This is a genomic window from Pseudomonas sp. COR18 (assembly GCF_048568395.1).
Taxonomy (GTDB): domain Bacteria; phylum Pseudomonadota; class Gammaproteobacteria; order Pseudomonadales; family Pseudomonadaceae; genus Aquipseudomonas; species Aquipseudomonas fuscovaginae_B.
Window position 1 is genome coordinate 1 of the sequence record NZ_CP183808.1, and the last position, 15880, is coordinate 15880.

12 protein-coding genes are annotated in these 15880 nt (G+C 66.6%); 7 read left to right on the plus strand and 5 right to left on the minus strand.

Features of this window, described 5'->3' with window-relative positions:
- Positions 1-254: 254 nt before the first annotated feature.
- Together ACM62G_RS00005 and ACM62G_RS00010 are read right to left on the minus strand one after the other, a co-directional pair.
- A complete protein-coding gene (locus tag ACM62G_RS00005) occupies positions 255-1244 on the minus strand; it encodes an ABC transporter permease (RefSeq protein ID WP_419736418.1) in 990 nt (329 codons plus the stop codon).
- Positions 1241-2851, minus strand: coding sequence for an ABC transporter substrate-binding protein (locus ACM62G_RS00010; RefSeq protein WP_419736419.1), 1611 nt, complete (start codon positions 2849-2851; stop codon positions 1241-1243). The genes ACM62G_RS00005 and ACM62G_RS00010 overlap by 4 nt, the downstream gene beginning before the upstream one ends.
- Before the next feature lie 313 nt (positions 2852-3164).
- On the opposite strand from ACM62G_RS00010, the gene ACM62G_RS00015 reads away from it, so the two are divergent.
- Positions 3165-4517, plus strand: coding sequence for a tetratricopeptide repeat protein (locus ACM62G_RS00015; RefSeq protein WP_419736420.1), 1353 nt, complete (start codon positions 3165-3167; stop codon positions 4515-4517).
- 130 nt (positions 4518-4647) lie between these two features.
- On the opposite strand, the gene ACM62G_RS00020 is transcribed toward ACM62G_RS00015, so the two are convergent.
- Complete coding sequence (locus ACM62G_RS00020; RefSeq protein ID WP_419736421.1) at positions 4648-5640, minus strand: P1 family peptidase; 993 nt, start codon at positions 5638-5640, stop codon at positions 4648-4650.
- Positions 5641-6137: 497 nt separating this feature from the next.
- On the opposite strand from ACM62G_RS00020, the gene ACM62G_RS00025 reads away from it, so the two are divergent.
- From ACM62G_RS00025 to ACM62G_RS00050, 6 genes are all read left to right on the plus strand, one after another.
- On the plus strand, positions 6138-8573 hold the full coding sequence (locus ACM62G_RS00025; protein ID WP_419736422.1) for a TonB-dependent receptor plug domain-containing protein: 2436 nt from the start codon (positions 6138-6140) through the stop codon (positions 8571-8573).
- A 64-nt stretch (positions 8574-8637) separates the two neighbouring features.
- Positions 8638-9966 carry an LLM class flavin-dependent oxidoreductase gene (locus tag ACM62G_RS00030; RefSeq protein ID WP_419736423.1) on the plus strand — a complete coding sequence of 443 codons (1329 nt, stop codon included), beginning with the start codon at positions 8638-8640 and terminating at the stop codon, positions 9964-9966.
- Positions 9963-10982: an LLM class flavin-dependent oxidoreductase gene (locus ACM62G_RS00035; protein WP_273820365.1), complete on the plus strand. Its 1020-nt coding sequence runs from the start codon at positions 9963-9965 to the stop codon at positions 10980-10982. The genes ACM62G_RS00030 and ACM62G_RS00035 overlap by 4 nt, the downstream gene beginning before the upstream one ends.
- On the plus strand, positions 10979-11974 hold the full coding sequence (locus ACM62G_RS00040) for an LLM class flavin-dependent oxidoreductase (RefSeq protein ID WP_273820364.1): 996 nt from the start codon (positions 10979-10981) through the stop codon (positions 11972-11974). Before ACM62G_RS00035 ends, ACM62G_RS00040 begins: the two co-directional genes overlap by 4 nt.
- A 219-nt stretch (positions 11975-12193) precedes the next feature.
- Entirely contained in the window at positions 12194-13198 is a 1005-nt protein-coding gene (locus tag ACM62G_RS00045) for an LLM class flavin-dependent oxidoreductase (RefSeq protein ID WP_419736424.1), read from the plus strand.
- Between the two features lies 1 nt (position 13199).
- The gene (locus ACM62G_RS00050) at positions 13200-14339 is read left to right on the plus strand and encodes an LLM class flavin-dependent oxidoreductase (protein WP_273820362.1); all 1140 of its coding nucleotides are present in this window, start codon (positions 13200-13202) and stop codon (positions 14337-14339) included.
- A gap of 171 nt (positions 14340-14510) precedes the next feature.
- Here the strand turns inward: ACM62G_RS00050 and ACM62G_RS00055 are convergent, their stop codons facing one another.
- Both ACM62G_RS00055 and ACM62G_RS00060 read right to left on the minus strand, forming a co-directional pair.
- Positions 14511-15590 carry a sigma-54 interaction domain-containing protein gene (locus tag ACM62G_RS00055; RefSeq protein ID WP_054059387.1) on the minus strand — a complete coding sequence of 360 codons (1080 nt, stop codon included), beginning with the start codon at positions 15588-15590 and terminating at the stop codon, positions 14511-14513.
- Positions 15587-15802 carry a TOBE domain-containing protein gene (locus ACM62G_RS00060; protein WP_186680386.1) on the minus strand — a complete coding sequence of 72 codons (216 nt, stop codon included), beginning with the start codon at positions 15800-15802 and terminating at the stop codon, positions 15587-15589. Before ACM62G_RS00060 ends, ACM62G_RS00055 begins: the two co-directional genes overlap by 4 nt.
- Positions 15803-15880 lie beyond the last annotated feature (78 nt).

The following is a 15880-nucleotide window of genomic DNA, read 5'->3' on the forward strand; positions in this document are numbered from 1 at the left end:
CGCCGCCACCGCCAGGGACACCCGCGCGCCATACAGCAGGCCACTGCCGAGGTCGCGACCGAGCATGTCGCTGCCCAGCCAGTGTGCCGGGTCGTGGAACGGTGCGAGCAGCGGCTGGCTGTTCATCTCCCAGGGCTGGCTGTCGGTCAGCCAGGGAGCGGCCAGCGCCAGCAGGCCCAGCACCAGCAGAAACAGCAGCCCGGCCAGTGCCGACGGCTGCGCAAGGAACCGGCGCAGGAAGGAATGCCGTTGCATCAGTGTGGCCCTCCGGCGCCGATTCGCGGATCGAGCCAGCGACAGGCCAGGTCGGTCAGCAGGTTGAAACTCACCACCATGATCGAAATCACCAGGAAGCCGCCCATCAATACCCCGTAGTCGCGCTGCGCCAAGGCCTCGTACATCAGCCGACCGATGCCCGGCCAGGAATAGACCACCTCGATCAGCAGGATGCCGCTGGCCAGTTGGCCCAGTTGCAGGCCGGCGAAAGTCACCACCGGCAGCAACGCATTGCGCAGCACGTGGGCCCAGAGAATCCGCCGCGGCGACAGGCCCTTTGCCCGCGCGGTGCGCACGTACTCCTGGCCCAGCGCTTCCAGGGTCGCGGCACGGGTCAGGTGGATGTAGAGGGCCAGGAACAGAAAGCTCAGGGACAGGCATGGCAGCACCAGGTGCTGCAAACGGTCAGCCCACCAGGCCAGACCCTGGTAGTCGGCAGCGACGGTTTCCATGCCGAAGGCCGGCAACCAGTCGAGACTCACCGAGAACAGCAGGATCAGCAGCATCGCCAGCCAGAACGACGGGGTGGCATAGAGCAGCAGCGCGCCCTGGGCAATCAGCCGGTCGAGCCACGGCCGGCGTTCCCGGCTGCGCGCTGCAAGCACGCCAAGGGCGATGCCGGCCAGCGATGACAGCAGGAACGCCGAGCCCATCAGTGCCAGGGTCGCCGGCAGCCGCTCGGCGATCAGCGACCAGACCGGCGCCTGGTTGCGATAGGAATAGCCCAGGTCCAGTCGCGCGATATGGCCCAGATAGATCAGCAACTGCTGGGCCACCGGCTTGTCCAGCCCCATGTCCTGACGCAACTGCGCGATGTACCGGGCGTCATCGACCCCGGCTTCGCCGGCCAGCATCAGCGCCGGGTCGCCCGGTGCCAGGCGGATCAGCAGGAAGCTCAGCACCAGCACCCCGAGCACCATCGCCAGCGCCCGCAGCAGCCGCGAGCCAAGGAAGATCAGCCCGCTCATGGTGTCGGCGCATCGAGGTAGACGCTTTCGTCGTCTTCGTTGAGGCTGGTGGCGGTCTGCAGCAGGTTCCTGACCTGGCTATGGTAGAGCGTCGGATAGCGCATCTCGAAGATCGGCAGGATCGGCAGGTCGGTGTTCAGGCGGTTCTCCAGCTCGCTGTAGACCTGGCGACGCTGCTCGCCGTCCGCCGTGTTGGCGACCTTGCTCCACAGCGCATCCGCCTGCGGGTTGCTGTAGCCGCTGACGTTGGCGAACGGCGAGGTCTTGAGGATGTAGTCGGAGCGGTACAGGTAGGCGGTGGTCAGGTACGGATCGCCGACCTGGAAGATGAAATTGTAGGTCAGGTCGAAATCCCAGTCGCTGACCCGCTGGAACCAGGTGGCCGCGTCCGAGGTGACCACCTGGACCTTGAAGCCCAGCGGCTGCAGAGCCTGCTTGGTGTACTCGGCGGCGCGTTCCCAGGCACCGCCCTTCTCGCCGTTGAGCAGGCGGATGCGCACCGCGCCGACATCGACGCCGGACTCGGCGATCAGCGCCCTGGCTTTCTTCAGGTCATAGCTGTACTGCGGCAGTTGTGGATCGTGATACGGCGAGCTGGAGACGAAGGGTCCCTGGGCCACCTTGCCCGTGCCGAAGAAGATGTTGTCGACAATGAACGGCCGGTTCAGCGCATAGAGAATCGCCTGGCGTACCTTGGGGTTGTCCAGCGGCGGCTTGCGGGTGTTGATCTGCAGGAAGGCCAGCCCGGAGTACAGTTCCCAGCCCTGCTCCGAAGACTGCACGCCGGGCAGGCCGCTCAGGCGCTTGAGGTCGGAGTAGTCGGCATCGCCGCCGCGCAGCACCTGCACGTCGCCACGCTCGAAGGCGGCGGCCCGGGAGGAAGCGTCGGGGATCACGTGGAAGACGATACCGTCCAGGTGCGGCAGGCCCTTTTTCCAGTAGTCGGGGTTTTTGCCCAGCTTGATATAGGCACCTCGTTTCCATTCCTGGAACACGAACGGACCGGTGCCGACCGGCTTGAGGTTATAGGGGTTGTTACGGAAATCGGTGCCTTCGTAGAGGTGCTTTGGCACCACCGGGCGCAGGCCGCTGCCCAGGGACGAGAGCAGCGGTGCGAAAGGCTTCTTCAGGTGGAAGGTCACCTGCAGCGGGCCGCTGGCGTCGATGGAGGCGACGAATTCGGTGAACACCCCGCCGAGGCGCTTGTCCACTTCCGGGTAGAAGGTCCGAAAGCTGAACACCACGTCGTCGGCGGTGAACGGCTGACCATCGTGCCAGCGCACGCCGTCCTGCAGGTCGAAGGTGTAGGTCAGGCCGTCGGCGGAGACAGTCCAACTCCTGGCCAACACCGGTTTGGGTTGCAGGTGGGTGTCGTAGGTCAGCAGGCCCTGGAGGATCTTGCCGCTGACGTACTGGGTCGAAACATGGGAGACCACGCCATGCATCAGCGATGGCGGTTCCGGCTGGGCCACCAGGTTGAGCACACCGCCATCGCGGGGTTGTGCCTGCACGCTGCCAGCCAGGATCAGCGCACTGGCGGCGAGGCCGAGCAGGGCCCGGCGCAGGGGCCGGGTGCGAGATGAAGGGGTCGGCGAAAAATCAGGCATGGCGGGCTCCGCAGGAAAGATTCGGCAGGCACGGCACAGGGTGTGCGACCGGCCCTTTCGAGGGTTTTAGCAAGGCCTGTGCCAGTGCTTTTGCGCCCGTGTTTGCGCGGTACCGGGTTGCCGCGCAGTGATGAAAAAACCACAACCCGTGCCGGACACTGTGGAAAAAGCAGCAGCCTCCCCTGTCTCATCGTTGGGAACCGGCTCGCTGGCACCCAAAAACACCAGTCGCGGCTCCCCGAGAAAACCCATTGCCCTGCCCTGGCACAACCCTTGCGACAACTGCGATCTTCGAACCCGCGAGCCTCTTCCCATGTTTCTGGATTACCTGGGCAACCCCATCGATAGCGACCTCTCCACCACCCGACGCGGCATCGACGACTTCATCGGCGGTTTCCTCGGTTATCACCCACGCGCCGAAAACATTCTCGCCGCCGCCGATGCCGACCCGAACTCGCGGCTGGCCAATGCCCTGGCCGGCATCCTGCTGATGTTCAGCGAGTCTCCCGACGGGCCGCGCCTGGCCGAGCGTTATCGCCAGCAGGCCGATGCCGTGCACGTCGCTCACCGCCGTGCCGACCTCTACCTGGCGACCCTCGATGCCTGGATCGCCGACGATCTGGAACGGGTACTGGGCCTGACCGAGCATTTGCTGGACAGCTTCCCCCGCGACCTGTTCGCCGCCAAGCTCAACCAGTACGTGGAATTCAACCGCGGCAACTGGCCGGCGCTGCTGCGCATTGCCCTCAAGGCCCGCGACGCCGCGCCGGAAATCGCCCATAGCCATGGCCTGCTGGCCTTCGCCTATGAACAGTGCCACCTGCTCGATGAAGCCGAGGCCGCCGCCCGCCAGGCCCTGGCGCTGCAGGCCGACGAAGCCTGGGCCCAGCACGCCCTCGCCCACGTGCTGCTGACCCGCGGGCGGATCGAGGAAGGCATCGACTTCCTGGAAAGCGTCAAGCACCACTGGCAAGGCCTCAACTCGTTCATGTACACCCACAACTGGTGGCACCTGGCGCTGTTCTACCTGGCCCGGGGGCAGGATCAGCGAGTGCTGGAAATCTATGATCGACACGTGTGGGGCATCCTCCCGGAATACTCCCAGGACCAGATCGGCGCGGTGTCGCTGCTGGCCCGCCTGGAGCTGGCGGGGGTGGATGTCGGCCAACGCTGGCAGGCCGTGGCGGCCTACCTGCGGGTGCGGGTCGCAGACACGGTGCAGCCGTTTCTTAGCGTGCAGTACCTGTATGGCCTGGCGCGCGCCGGGTTGCCCGAGGCGGACCGATTGCTCGAGGCCCTGCGCGAACGCAGCCACAGCGCACCGGCCTTCAGCCGCGACACCTGGGCCCAGGTGACACTACCCCTGGCCGAGGGGTTGCTGGCCCATGCCCGTGGCGACTGGCATACCGCAGCGCAACGCCTGGGCAGCGTGTTGCCGCGCCTCAACGATATCGGCGGCAGCCACGCCCAGCGCGACCTGTTCACCCAGATCGAACTGGATGCACGGCTGCACGCGGGCGATTGGCGAGCGGCGCAGCAGACCCTGGAACTGCGCCGAGGCTACGATGCGCTGGATGTGCCGACCAATCGGCATCTGGTACGGGTGTATGAGGCGTTGGGGTTGCCGTCCGAGGCCAAGCGGGCCAGGGCACGGATCGAACACTGATCGACCGGACGATCATTACAGCAGACGCCGTAAAACCGCGGGATTCATCCGCGAAGAGGACCTGGAGACCGCCAAGAGCCTCGCGGATGAAGCCCACGGTAGCTCGCAGGCGCATGAAGGCTTGGCGCAATCACTTGCGCGCTTCGAACACCCCCCGCGCAATCGCCCGCGCCACGCAATCGGCTGCCGCCGAGCCGATATAGCCGATCTGCACCTGCCGACGCGGCCCGTCCACCAGCGGCAACTCACCGGAGGCCATGGCGAACACCGTGTCGCCATCGAACGGCAGGTGCGCCGGCCGCACCGCCCGGGCAATGCCGTCCTGGGCCATGATCGCCACACGCTTGCACTCGGCAGTGGTCAGCCGAGCGTTGCAGGCCACCGCCACCAGGGTGGTGTTGGCCCCGGCCTGCAGGCGGCCCATGCTGTCCAGCCGCGACAACTCCGGCATCGGGTCGCTGGCGTCCATCACCGCGGTGGGCCGCGCGCCCCCGAACTCGCCGGCGATCTCCCAGGGCCAGGACCAGAAGGTCTGTCCGTCCGGCATGTACACCGAGCCGATGGGGTTGGCCACCACCAGGGCCGCCACCACCAGCCCGTCATCGAGGGCCAGCGAAGCCGATCCGAGCCCGCCCTTGAGCACGCCGGCCATCGCTCCACGGCCGGCCCCCACCGAACCCAGGGCGAAGTCCTCGCCGACATTGTTCAGTGCCTCGAAGCCAAGGCGGCGGTACGGCGGCTCCAGCCCCCAATGCTTGTCGCCACCGTTGGCCAGGTCATGCAGCACCGCCGCCGGAACGATCGGAATCGCCGGTGCACCGGCCTTCAGGTGCAGGCCGACCTCCTCTTGCGACAGCGCCGCCGCCACCGCATCCGCCGCGCCCAGGCCGAACACCGAACCGCCTGCGAACACCAGCGCATGCAGTTGCCCGACCATGTTCTGCGGCTCCAGCGCCGCCGACTCCCGCCCCCCCGGACCACCACCACGAATATCGATGCTGGCCGTCCAGGCGCCATCGGTGCGGATCACCGTCACGCCGGTGTCGACCCGCAGGTCGGTGGCGTGTCCGACGCGAACGCCAGGTACATCGGTCAACAGGTTACGGGGTCCCGGTAACGGCATGGTCATTTCCTGAGTTGAAGAATATCGGTGTCCTGCCCTTGCGGGAGCCAGCTCCCACAGCACATGTATCGGATCCATTGAGCAAGTGATGTGCCAGCCATCGACGATCCCATGTCGGCTCGGCATGGCTGGCGAAGGCCTGTTGCTAACTCAACAGCCCCCATCGCGACTGCTGACAAATCAACACTCGCCTTCCCCGCTACGCCCACCCACCGCGCGCTGTAGAAAAACCAACAGCCTGAATCGCCGCCGTTGGAAAAACACCAGATCCGCTTCGTCATACGAGCCAAAACCTTGATTTTAAAGGGCTAAAACACATGGCACAGGCCTTGCTCCACGGCCTTCAGCAGAGCTTGAGACCGCGGCCATCGCGCCGGTCCGGCAACAAGCCGTCACTGACCACGCTTGCGACGACCCGCCACGACACCGTCGCCTTACCCGAACAAGGTGGGCCCTGCCAGGGGCCACACCGGGGAACCACTGGAGCGATTCACATCATGAGTTCGACACGCGCCGCCGGCCGCCAGGCCCGTACCACCTTCACCCACAGCCTGCTGTTCCTCGCCGTCTGCGAGGCCCTGAGCTACAGCAGCCTGACCCTTGCCGCCGACATCCCCGCCAGCGACAACCCGCTGGACACCGTGGTGGTCATCGGCAACCGCGGCCAGGCCCGTACCCTGGCCGAAAGTCCGGCCCCGGTGGACGTCATCTCCTCCAAGCAACTGCTCGCCACCGGTCAGGGCGACCTGACCCGAGCCCTGAGCAAGGTCCTGCCGTCGCTGAACCTGCCGGCTTCCTCCGGCTACGGTTCGGCCTCGGTGGTACGCCCGGTGAGCCTGCGCGGCCTGAACGGCGACCAGGTGCTGGTGCTGGTCAACGGCAAGCGCCGCCACAATAGCGCCCTGCTCAACAACGGCACTTTCCTCAACTCCGGCTCGCAACCGGTGGATCTGGACATGATCCCCACCGCCCTGGTCGATCATGTCGAAGTCCTGCGTGACGGCGCCTCGGCCCAGTACGGCTCCGACGCCATCGGCGGCGTGGTCAATATCGTGCTCAAGCAGACCGACCACGGCGGCAGCCTGTCCACCACCTACGGCCAGAACTTCGAGAACGGTGACGGCGAGACCGCCCGCCAGACCGGCAACCTCGGCCTGTCGCTGCCCAACGACGGCTTCATCAACCTGGCCCTGGACGTGAAGAAACAAAACGTCTCCGACCGTTCGGACGCCGCGCCCTACACCGACAGCGCCGGCAACACCAGCCTGCGCCACACCTACTACGGCACCGGCCTGCCGGAAGCGCGCAACTTCAGCTTCGGCTACAACGCCGAGTTGCCGGTGGACGACGCCCTGACCCTCTACTCGTTCTCCACCTACACCCGGCGCAACTCGGAAAAACCCCTGGCCTTCCACCAGCCGGCCAGCTTCGACGGCATCGCCACGCCGTTCCCCGAAGGAGTCGAGGACACCCTGCGTTTCATCGAGAACGACTTCCAGGTCGCCTTCGGCGGCAAGGGCCAGGTCGCCGGCTGGGACTACGACCTGTCCAGCACCTACGGCCAGGACCATGCCCAGGCGACCCTGCGCCACACCTACAACCTCAGCTACGGACCGGACTCGCCGACCTCCGTCGACACCGGGGTCAAGACCTTCAGCCAGTGGACCAACAACCTCGACCTGACCCGCGCCTTCGACCTCGGCCTGGCCAAGCCGACGCAGATTTCCTGGGGCCTGGAACAGCGCTATGAAAACTACAAGATCGGCAAGGGCGACTACGAGTCCTATGCCCTGGGCAACTTCAGCACCGGCGCCAGCGGCAACCCGATCGCCCCGGGGACCATTTCCGGGGCCGGTACCACGCCGGCCGATGCCGCCGAAAAAGGCCGTACCAGCGTCGCCACCTACGCCGAGATCGGCCAGGACCTGACCGACAAGTGGCACGTCGACCTGGCCGGGCGCTATGAGCACTACAACGACGGCTCCGGCACCACCACCAACGGCAAGCTCGCCACCCGCTACCAGCTGACGCCGATTCTCGCCGTGCGCGGCAGCTTCAGCACCGGGTTCCGCGCACCGTCGCTGGCCCAGCAAATCTACAGCTCGACCTCCCAGAGCAGCGTCAACGGCAACCTGATCGACTACCGCAACGTCGCCGTCGACTCGGCCGTGGCCAAGGCCCTTGGCGCCGAAACCCTCAAGCCGGAGAAATCGACCAACTTCGGCCTGGGCCTGACTCTGCAACCGCTCGACAACGCCAGCATCACCCTCGATGCCTACCAGATCAAAATCAAGGACCGCATCGCCCAGACCGGCTACCTTGGCGGAACCCCGCAGATCAACGCGATCCTCGCCGCGGCCGGACTCAACACCAACCAGGCGGTCACCTACTTCACCAACGCCCTGGACACCACCACCCGCGGCATCGACCTGGTCGGCGACTACCGCCAGGACCTCGGCGCCTACGGCAGCCTGCGCTACACCCTGGGCTTCAACTGGAACACCACCGAGATCGATGCGATCCACGCCTCGGACGTGGCCCAGCAGGCCCTCGGCCCGGATGGCGGCTACGACCGCCAGCGACAGGGTAACCTCAAGCACGGCACACCGGAATCCAAGCTGCTGCTGGGCGGCACCTGGACCGTCGACAAGTTCGACATCGGCCTGAACCTGACCCGCTATGGCGAGTACACCCAGTACGGCACCGCGGCGATCTACGACCGCACCTTCGCGCCGACCTGGATCACCGACCTCAACGTCGACTACCACGTGACCAAGGCCATCACCCTCACCGCCGGGGCCAACAACCTGTTCAACATCTACCCGGAACGCACCAGGCTGGCGAGCAGCTCGGGCGGCTTCCCCTACGGCAACTTCTCGCCCTACGGCACCACCGGCGGCTACTGGTACACCGGCGTGACCTACAACTTCTGACCCACCGGGTGGCAGCGGCGCTCGAACGGATCGCCGCTGCCGCCCGCTCAACGGGAGCACACTCATGACCCGCCGAACCGACCAACTCAAGCTCGGAGCCTTTCTCGCCAACAGCGGCCATCATGTCGCTGCCTGGCGTCATCCCCTGGCCCAGGCCGATGCCAGCCTGGATTTCGCCCACTTCAAGACGATTGCCGAAACCGCCGAACGCGGCCGGTTCGACGCCCTGTTCATCGCCGACGTGGTCGCGCTCTGGGGCCATCACCACGATGCCCTGAGCCGCACCGCCCGCGCCGAACATTTCGAACCGCTGACGCTGATGTCCGCACTGGCGGCCGTGACGAACCACATCGGCCTGATCGCCACCGCCACCACCAGCTACAACGAGCCGTACCATATCGCCCGCAAGTTCGCCTCCCTCGACCATCTCTCCGGCGGCCGCGCGGCCTGGAACCTGGTGACCTCGGTGGTTTCCGACGAAGCCTGGAACTTCGGCCGCGAACAGCACATCGACCACGGCGACCGCTACCAGCGCGCCGAGGAATTCCATGATGTGGTCAAGGGCCTGTGGGACAGTTGGGACGACGATGCCTTCACCCGCGACAAGGCCAGCGGCCAGTACTTCGACCCGGACAAGCTGCATACGCTCAACCACCGTGGCGAACACTTTTCCGTACGCGGCCCGCTGAACGTCGCCAGGCCACCCCAGGGCCACCCGGTACTGGTCCAGGCGGGCGCCTCGGAAGCCGGCAAGACCCTCGCTGCGCGGGTCGCCGAAGTGATCTTCGCCTCCGCCAGCGACCTGGCCGATGCCCAGGCCTTCTACCAGGACATCAAGGCCCGCGCCGCCGATCTTGGCCGCGACCCGGACCACATCAAGATTCTCCCCGGCATCACGCCTTTCATCGGCGAGACCCGCGAACAGGCCCAGGCGCTGTTCGACGAGTTCCAGGCCCTCATCGACCCGGTACTCGGCCTGCGCCTGCTGGCCGACACCCTTGGCGAAGATATCGACCTGAGCGGCCATGACCTCGACGGCCCGTTGCCCGAGACCCCGGTCGGCCAGCGCGGCAGCCGTCGCGACAAGGTGCTGGAGCTGGCGCGCAAGGAAAACCTCAGCATCCGCCAGCTGTACCTGCGCCTGGCCGGCGGCAACCCGGTGATCGGCACCGCCGCCGATATCGCCGATCATTTCGAGGCCTGGTTCCAGGCCCGCGCCTGCGACGGCTTCAACGTGTTCTTCCCGTACTTCCCCGGTGCCATCGAGGTGTTCGTCGACCAGGTGACGCCACTGCTGCAGGCGCGTGGACTGTTCCGTCGTGAATACCAGGGCCGCACCCTGCGGGAAAACCTCGGGCTGCCACGGCCGGCCAACCGGTTCAGCCGATCATGAGCGGCGGTTTCTCCCTGGGCTTTCTCAGCCGCGTCTACCGCCCGGCCTTCGACCCGCAGGTCTACCGCGACACCTTGGAGCTGTTCCGCGTTGCCGAGGAGCTGGGCTTCGACAGTGGCTGGGTGGCCCAGCACCACTTCGCCAGCGAACAGGGCCGCCTGCCCTCGCCACTGGTCCTGCTGGCCGCCATCGCCCAGCGCACCCGGCGCATCGCCCTGGGCACCGGCATTATCGTGCTACCACAGGAGGACCCGCTGCGCCTGGCCGAGGATGCGGCGGTGCTCGACCTGCTCAGCGGCGGCCGCCTGGAACTGGGCCTGGGTGCCGGCTTCGACCCGCAGACCTACGACGCCTTCGGCCTCGATCACGGTGAGCGCCACCGCGACTACGAAACCCACCTGCAACGCCTGCGCTCGGCTCTGGGCAACGCACCGCTGAGCGCCGACGGCGCGCGCCTGCTGCCCCGTGCCGAAGGACTTGGGCGACGCTTGTGGGAGGCGACTTCACGGGTCGAACAGGTCGCCGCCCGCGGCAACGGGCTGATCATGGCACCCAATCCGCACCTGCCGCCCGAGGCCGGCGTGGAGCTGGTGGAGCGCTATCGCCAGGCCTGGACCGGCGACAACGGCACCCCGGCGCGGGTGGTCCGGGTTCAGGCGGTCTTCCCTGACGCGGATGCGGCGGCGCCGGGATCGACGCTGCACGGCGATATCCTCGCCTACGTGCGTCGCCAGCAGAGCATCGGTGTCTATCGGGCCGGAATCGATGCCGACTTCAACCAGGTGCTCGCCCGTCTCGGGGTGCTTCACGGAACACCGGAGCGGATCGTCGAGGCTCTCGCCCAGGGACCGCGCCTGGGTGCCCACGACCATCTGGTCGTGCAGGTGCAGACCGCCAGCACGCCACTGCGCGAGGCCATCCGCGCACTGCAGATCATCCGCGAACGGATCGCCCCGGCGCTGGGCTGGCAGCCGACCCCGCAGCGTCCCTCGTCCCTGGAGAAACCGCATCCATGAGCAGCGTCCGTCCCTTCAAGCTGGGTTTCCTCAGCCATGCCTTTGGCGATGATCCGCAGCAGGTCTATCGCGACCTGATCGAACAGTTCGAGGTCGCCGAAGCCCTCGGCTTCGACGGTGGCTGGATCGCCCAACACCACCTGAGCAACGGTTTCGGCCGCCTGCCCTCGCCGCTGATCCTGCTGTCGGCGATCGCCGAACGCACCCGCACCATCGAGCTGGGCACGGGTGTCATCGTGCTGCCCTTCGAGGACCCGGTGCGCCTGGCCGAAGACGCCAGCGTGCTCGACAGTCTCAGTGGGGGTCGCGTGCAGCTGGGACTGGGCAGTGGTGGTGCCAACCTCGATAACTTCGCGGCTTTCCGGCGCGACGCCGAGGAACGTCAACAGGACTTCGCCCGACACCAGCAACGGCTGCAGCAGTTGCTCAGGGGCGGCCCGGTGGACACCTCAAGCGACCTGACCCTGCAACCGCCGGCAGCGGGCCTGGCCCGACGCCTCTGGCATTCCCACGGCAGTGTCGAGGGCGCGGCCTACACCGCCCGGCAGGGCAATGGCCTGCTGTTGGGGACGGCGACCCATGATCCGCTGACCGTGCAGAAGCCTTTGGCGGATGCCTACCTGCAAGCCTGGGAGCATACCGGGCAACCGCCGCGCATCGGTGTGGTCCGGGCGATCTTTCCGGCGGCCGACCGCGCCAGCGCCCAGGCCGAACTGGCAGTGGACATCGAGCGACATATCCCGCGTCTCAAGCGCGAGGGGCTGATCGATGAGGCGGTGGACCTGCAGGAACACCTGCGGCTGATGAACGTGCATCACGGCCACCCCGACGAAGTGATTGCCAGCCTGCGCCAGGACCCGTCGCTGCTGCCCTACGCCGACTACGTGATCGCCGTGGTCCAGGCCGAAAGCTCGACCCAGGCGCAGATCCTCCGGCGCCTGGAAATCCTCGCCGGCGAAATCGCCCCGGCCCTTGGCTGGCATCGCGCATGAGCACAGCGCAACCCTGGCTGGCGGTGGCGTATGCACCGGCGCTGCAAGGCCGGGGGGCCCATTCGCGGGCCAGCCCGGCTCCTACGGATGTGCGTCATGCCTCCTTGCCGCCTACGACTCGATCCATTGGGGGAGCGGGCCGGTCGGTGCTCCGCTTGCTGGCGATCGACAACAACGCGCAGTATCAGGCACAACCCCATTCTTGTCCGGGAACCCCACATGGCACTTGAATTCAGTTGGCAACTCCCCCTGTGCGGTCCCGGCCAGACGCCGGGCTGGGCCCAGCGGCCCGGCCAGTGGATGCAACTGGCCCAGGCGGCGGAATACGCCGGGCTCGACGGCCTGTGGATACCTGGTGGCGCCCATTGCGCCGACAGCCTCGGCGTGGCCGCTGCGCTCTGCGCCCATACCCGGCACCTGCACCTGACCGTCAGCGTACCGCCGGAAGTCATGCTGCCCGCCGCCCTCGCCGCCACCGTGCAAAGCCTGCAATCGATCAGCTCCCACCACGTGCGACTGCACCTGCCCGACAGCGAACAAGGCAGCCTGCGCAGCGCCTTCGGCGAATGGCTCAACCGCGACCAGCGCAACGAGCGTATCGGCGAATACCTGGAAATCCTCGGTCCGCTGCTGCAACCCGACGGCGACGAATTCAACTATGACGGGCGCTACTTCCAACTGGAAAACGCCGGCGTCGGTCGCCGCCCGCTACCCGCCCCGCCCCTGGTGCTTGATGACTCCCAGGACGCCGCGCTGATCGCCCGCCATGCGCAGGTCTGCCTGCTGCGCTCCGGCGCACCGCACTGGCTGCAGCAGGCCATTGAACGCCTGCGCGACAGCCAGGGCCGGCTGACCTTCGCCAGCCGCTTCGGGCTGATCGTGCGCGACACCGAGGACGAAGCCTGGGAGGCCGCCCAGGCCACCCTGGAACAGCCCCCCTTGCAGGTCCCGGACGTCCCGTCGCGGGTCCTGCCGCTCAAGCGCCAGCAGCACCCGGCACGGCGCTTCGAGATCCATCCGAATCTGTGGCAACCCCACAGCGACCAACCGCTGTACATCGTCGGCAGTCCGCACCAGGTCGCCACACGCCTGCAGCAACTGCACGGACTGGGCCTGGGTCAGGTGATCGTCCAGGGTGAGCCGGCGGTGCGCGAGGTGCTGCGGTTCGGCGAACAGATCCTGCCGTTGCTGACGGCCCAAGGCTTGCGCAAGGAGCGCTGCTAGCATGCCCCACGAGTACCGCTCGGCCCTGGAAATCGACTGGTTCCTGCCCACCAACGGTGACGGCCGCCACCTCACCAGCAGCGGCCTGCCCCGCACCGGACTGCTGCAGGCCGGCGAGCGCGCGCCGACCCTGGACTATCTGCGCCAGATCGTCCGCGCCGCCGAACTGGCCGGCTTCGACTCGATCATGGTGCCGACCGCCAGCGGCTTCGAGGACCCCTGGCTGATCACCGCGGTACTGGCCCAGGAAGTGCGTCGGCTGAAGTTCCTGCTGACCCTGCGCCCCGGCCTCGAACTGCCCGCCTACACCGCGCACCGGGCGGCCACCCTGCAACTGCTCAGCGACAACCGCCTGGCCCTGCATGTGGTCAGCGGTTCCAGCCGCTTCGAGCAGCGCTCGCTGGGCGACTACCTCGAACACGACGAGCGCTACGCCCGTACCGCGGAATTCCTCCAGGTGTTCCAGGCGGTCTGGGCCGGCAAGGGCCTGCCGTTCCACGGGCGCTACTACCGCAGCACCAGCGCCACGCCTATCAGTCCCTATGCCTCGGCACCGGCGATCTACTTCGGCGGAGCCTCGGCGGCGGCCGAACAGGTTGGCGCCACCCACGCCCAGACCTACCTGATGTGGTGCGAACCGCCGGCGATGATCGCCGAACGGATCGAACGCATGCGCGAACTGGCGGCGCTACAGGGGCGCACGCTGCGCTTCGGCCTGCGCCTGCACATCTTCGCCGCGGCCACCGACGATCAGGCCTGGGCCCATGTCGAGAAGCTGCTGGAGGAGATTCCCAAGGAGGCCATCGACCGGGCGCAATTGCAACTGGCGGCGTACGAGTCGGTGGGCCAGAGCCGCCAGACGCAACTGGTCCGGGGCCGTGGCCGACGGGCGCGGGAACTGGAGGTTTCGGCCAACCTGTGGGCCGGTGTCGGCCTGGTGCGGGGGGGTGCCGGAACCGCGCTGGTGGGTAGCTATGAGCAAGTGGCGCAGCGGATCGAGGAGTATCACCAGCTAGGGGTCGACAGTTTCATCCTGTCGGGTTTTCCGCATCTGGAAGAGGCGATTCACCTGGGTAGCGAGCTGTTGCCGCAGTTGCGGCGCATCGGTGCGATGCAGCGACAAACCGAACAACGAGTTTGAATGGGCCCCATGGGTGCGACTTTGCCTGAACCGGCCTCTTCGCGGGCAAGCCACGCTCCTACAGAGCCATGTTGTGCGCAAGACCGGCGTACGACACAACCTTTGTAGGAGCGTGGCTTGCCCGCGAAGAGGCCGGCACTCCTTGCACCAAACTACCGCCCCTCCACCGACTCAGGATTTCGCTCGGCCCTTAAGCATGCCGTGGTTGACCAGCAAGGTACGCATCGCGTTACGGGTAATCCCCAGCAATTGAGCGCTGCGCAGTTGGTTGAACCCGGAAAAGGCAAACGCCTCGCGCACGATCAGGTCTTCGATGTCATGCAGCAGGCTCTCGCCCGGCACCTCGAACAACCGCAGCAACTGCTCGCGGATCACCTCCTGGGGTACCCGCGCCACCGTACTGGCACTGGGACTGCGCGCGGCACTGAGGCCGGCGGAAAACTTCAGGTGCTCGGGGCGGATCGGCTTGTCGCCCGCCACCAGCAAGGCCAGGTGCACGACATTCTCCAGCTCGCGGATGTTGCCCGGCCAGGGATAGTCGAGCAGCGCCTGGGTAGCCGCCTCGGAGAGCATCGGTTCGACGATTTTCAGCCGCTGGCTGTAGAGCTTTCGGAAGTGCTCCACCAGCGGCAGGATGTCCAGCGGCCGCTCGCGCAACGGCAGTACGCGGACCTGGGCGACGTTGATCCGGTAGAACAGGTCGAGGCGGAAATTGCCCGCCTCCACCGCCTGTTCCAGGTCGATGTTGGTCGCCGTCACCAGGCGGATATTGATCTTGATCGGCTTGCGCGAGCCGACCCGGACGATCTCCTGCTCCTGCAGCGCCCTGAGCAGTTTCACCTGCAACGGCAACGGCAGGTCGCCGATTTCGTCGAGAAACAGCGTGCCGCCATCGGCCTCCTCGAACCAGCCGGCACGCCGCCCGACCGCTCCGGAAAAGGCCCCAGCCTCATGCCCGAAGAACTCGCTCTCGGCCAGGGTTTCGCTGATCGCCCCGCAGTTCACCGGAACGAAGGCACCCGTGCGACCGCTGGCCGAATGGATATAGCGCGCCACCAGTTCCTTGCCGGTACCGGTCTCGCCATTGATCAGCACCGGCGCTTCGCTCGGTCCGACCCTCTGCAGGTAATCGAGCAGTTGCCGCGAACGCGGGTCGGCGAATACCAGAGCCTTGGCGCGAATCGACAACGGGTCCTTTTCACCCTGCGGCAGGGTCAGGATCGGGCCGGACCGCCCGGCGGTCGTACTCATAGCTTGGCGATGGACACTTCTGTGGATTTGACGAAGGCGATCACCTCGCTGCCGACCGACAGTTCAAGATCGCGCACCGAGCGCGTGGTAATCACCGAAGTGACGATGCCCGAAGCGGTCTGCACATCGATCTCGGACAGCACCTGACCGAGGTTGATTTCCTTGATGACGCCACGGAACTGGTTGCGGACGTTGATAGCCTTGATGGTCATGGGGCAGCTTCCTGTCTGGGAGAGTGGCACGAACGTCGTGCGGTTCGTGGATAAGGTGCACCTTTCTCTATTTTTTCA

Coding starts and splice junctions, on each gene's coding strand:
- ACM62G_RS00005 (WP_419736418.1), bottom strand. CDS start 1,244: ATGAGCGGGCTGATCTTCCTTGGCTCGCGGCTGCTGCGGGCGCTGGCG.
- ACM62G_RS00010 (WP_419736419.1), bottom strand. CDS start 2,851: ATGCCTGATTTTTCGCCGACCCCTTCATCTCGCACCCGGCCCCTGCGC.
- ACM62G_RS00015 (WP_419736420.1), top strand. CDS start 3,165: ATGTTTCTGGATTACCTGGGCAACCCCATCGATAGCGACCTCTCCACC.
- ACM62G_RS00020 (WP_419736421.1), bottom strand. CDS start 5,640: ATGCCGTTACCGGGACCCCGTAACCTGTTGACCGATGTACCTGGCGTT.
- ACM62G_RS00025 (WP_419736422.1), top strand. CDS start 6,138: ATGAGTTCGACACGCGCCGCCGGCCGCCAGGCCCGTACCACCTTCACC.
- ACM62G_RS00030 (WP_419736423.1), top strand. CDS start 8,638: ATGACCCGCCGAACCGACCAACTCAAGCTCGGAGCCTTTCTCGCCAAC.
- ACM62G_RS00035 (WP_273820365.1), top strand. CDS start 9,963: ATGAGCGGCGGTTTCTCCCTGGGCTTTCTCAGCCGCGTCTACCGCCCG.
- ACM62G_RS00040 (WP_273820364.1), top strand. CDS start 10,979: ATGAGCAGCGTCCGTCCCTTCAAGCTGGGTTTCCTCAGCCATGCCTTT.
- ACM62G_RS00045 (WP_419736424.1), top strand. CDS start 12,194: ATGGCACTTGAATTCAGTTGGCAACTCCCCCTGTGCGGTCCCGGCCAG.
- ACM62G_RS00050 (WP_273820362.1), top strand. CDS start 13,200: ATGCCCCACGAGTACCGCTCGGCCCTGGAAATCGACTGGTTCCTGCCC.
- ACM62G_RS00055 (WP_054059387.1), bottom strand. CDS start 15,590: ATGAGTACGACCGCCGGGCGGTCCGGCCCGATCCTGACCCTGCCGCAG.
- ACM62G_RS00060 (WP_186680386.1), bottom strand. CDS start 15,802: ATGACCATCAAGGCTATCAACGTCCGCAACCAGTTCCGTGGCGTCATC.